Annotated in this window: 1 protein-coding gene and 2 pseudogenes; 2 read left to right on the top strand and 1 reads right to left on the bottom strand. The window is 66.0% G+C overall.

What is annotated here, in order from left to right:
- Window positions 1-196, bottom strand: a 196-nt coding sequence (locus JCM19049_RS12450; RefSeq protein WP_279403131.1) for a LysR family transcriptional regulator, incomplete at its 3' end; no start/stop codon positions are given.
- A 157-nt stretch (window positions 197-353) separates the two neighbouring features.
- On the opposite strand from JCM19049_RS12450, the pseudogene JCM19049_RS12445 reads away from it, so the two are divergent.
- Window positions 354-1,654: pseudogene (locus JCM19049_RS12445) on the top strand (SRPBCC family protein).
- Window positions 1,651-2,098 (top strand): annotated as a pseudogene (locus tag JCM19049_RS12440) (FAD-binding oxidoreductase); the annotation flags it as partial. The pseudogenes JCM19049_RS12445 and JCM19049_RS12440, both read left to right, overlap by 4 nt.

The following is a 2,098-nucleotide window of genomic DNA, read 5'->3' as shown; positions in this document are numbered from 1 at the left end:
CCACCAGGTGCCGACCGGCCGCGGTGAGCCGCACGCCGCGCCCGTCACGGACCAGTAGCTCAATGCCCAGCGAGCGCTGCAGTTCGCGCAGCTGCGCGGAGACCGCCGACGGGGAGTAGCCGGTGAGCTCGGCCGTGGCCGCCACGGTGCCGCAGGTGGCGAACACGCGCAGCGTGTGGAGACGGGCATCGATCATGCGGATATTGTGCACGATGATCGGCAGTTTTTTGCGCTTTTATTGCACTTTCACAGCATCTAATGTGATCGGTACAACATCCGTTCACGTTGCGGTCCCCGCCACGCCGCGGCCGCCGACAGGCTCCCCTTCCGCCCCCCCTTCCAAGGAACCGCCCATGTCTGTTTCGATGAATGCGCCGCGCACGGCCCGCGGCAGCCTTGCCACTGCCCTGCCCGCCGGGCAGCTGGAGGAAATACGCCAGCTCTTCGCCCGGCGCCGCTCGGGGTATTCGCTCAATGCGCCGTTCTACACCGACCCGACCTCTTCGCCCTGGACATGGAGGGAATCTTCGGCACCCAGTGGCTCTACGCCGCCAGTGTCGCGGAAATCCCGGAGCCCGGGGACTACATCACCGTGGACTTCGGCCCCAGCTCGCTGATCATCCTGCGCAAGGACGACGGGCAAATCAACGTCCTGCACAACGTGTGCCGACACCGCGGCGCGCGGGTGCTGACCGAGGCCTCCGGCTCGACCGGCAACCTGGTGTGCGGCTACCATTCCTGGACCTACTCCCAGGACGGGGAACTGATTCACGCCTCGGCCCCCGGGGAAGTGGATTTCGACAAGGGCTGTTTCGCGCTGAAACGGGCACACAGCAGTTTATGCCGGACTGATCTTCGTCTGCCTGTCCCCCGAGCCGCCCGAGGACTTTGACCGGGCCGCGGCCGTCTTCGAGCCCTACCTCGCGCCCCATGATCTGTCCCGCACCAAGGTGGCCTACCAGCAGAACATTGTTGAACAGGGCAACTGGAAGCTGGTGATGGAGAACAACCGCGAGTGCTACCACTGCGATGGCCACCCGGAGCTGGCCTGCGCGCTCTTCCCCACCTGGGGCCTGAATGAGAGCACGGTGCCGCCGCACCTGGTCGAGGTCTGGGACCGGAACCAACAGGCGCAGGGCGCACTGGAGGAACGCTGCCGACGCTATGGGCTGCCCTATGCGGTTATCGAGGAGTTGGATACCCGGACGGCCGGGTTCCGCGTCTCGCGCGAACCGTTGGACGGACAGGGCGAATCCTTCTCGCCCACCGGGCGCCGGCTGTCCAAGAAACTGCTCGGCGACCTCCCAGATTTCCGCCTCGGCCGCTGCTCGCTGCACATTCAGCCCAACAGCTGGTTCCACCTGCTTGGTGACCACGTCATCACCTTTGCGGTCTTCCCCATCAACGAACACCAGACCCTGGTGCGCACCACCTGGCTGGTGGCCGACGACGCGCAGGCCGGGGTGGATTACGAGGTGGAGTCCCTGACGCACACCTGGAAGCAGACCAACCTGCAGGACAAGGCCTTCGTGGAGTTGTGCCAGGCCGGTGCCGCCAGTCCCGCCTACGAGCCCGGGCCCTACATGAAAAGCGAGTACCAGGTGGAGGCGTTCATCACTGGTACGTGCAGCGGATGCGGGAGCATCTGGCATGACGGTCACCACCACGAGCATCCGTGCCTCCGGCATCCAGCGCATCCGCGGCCTGGAGATGCCCTGGAACCGGGTGTTGCGGGCCACGAACCAGGCCGCCGGTGCCGCCCGCGCCCTGGGCCCCTGGCATCCGCAGGAATTCAGCGCCGAATGCGTGGAAACGATCCCCGAGGCCGGGGGCATGATGACCTTCGTCTTCCGCCGTACCGACGGGCCCGCTGGCGTTCCGCTCCGGCCAGTACCTGAACATTGCATTTCCCGTTCACGGGGAAGGCCAGGAACCAGTCGACCGGAACTATTCGATTTCCAGTGCGCCCACCGAACCCTGGACCTTTAACATCACCGTCAAGCGCGCGGAACAGGGTCTGGTCTCCCCGTGGGTGCACCGGCACGTGCGCCCGGGCACCGTGCTGGAGATGCTCGGCCCGATTGGCGCCTTCCACCTG

This window comes from Arthrobacter sp. JCM 19049 (assembly GCF_001310435.1).
The sequence above is the reverse complement of the archived record's forward strand: the minus strand, read 5'-3'. Positions and strand labels throughout refer to the sequence as shown.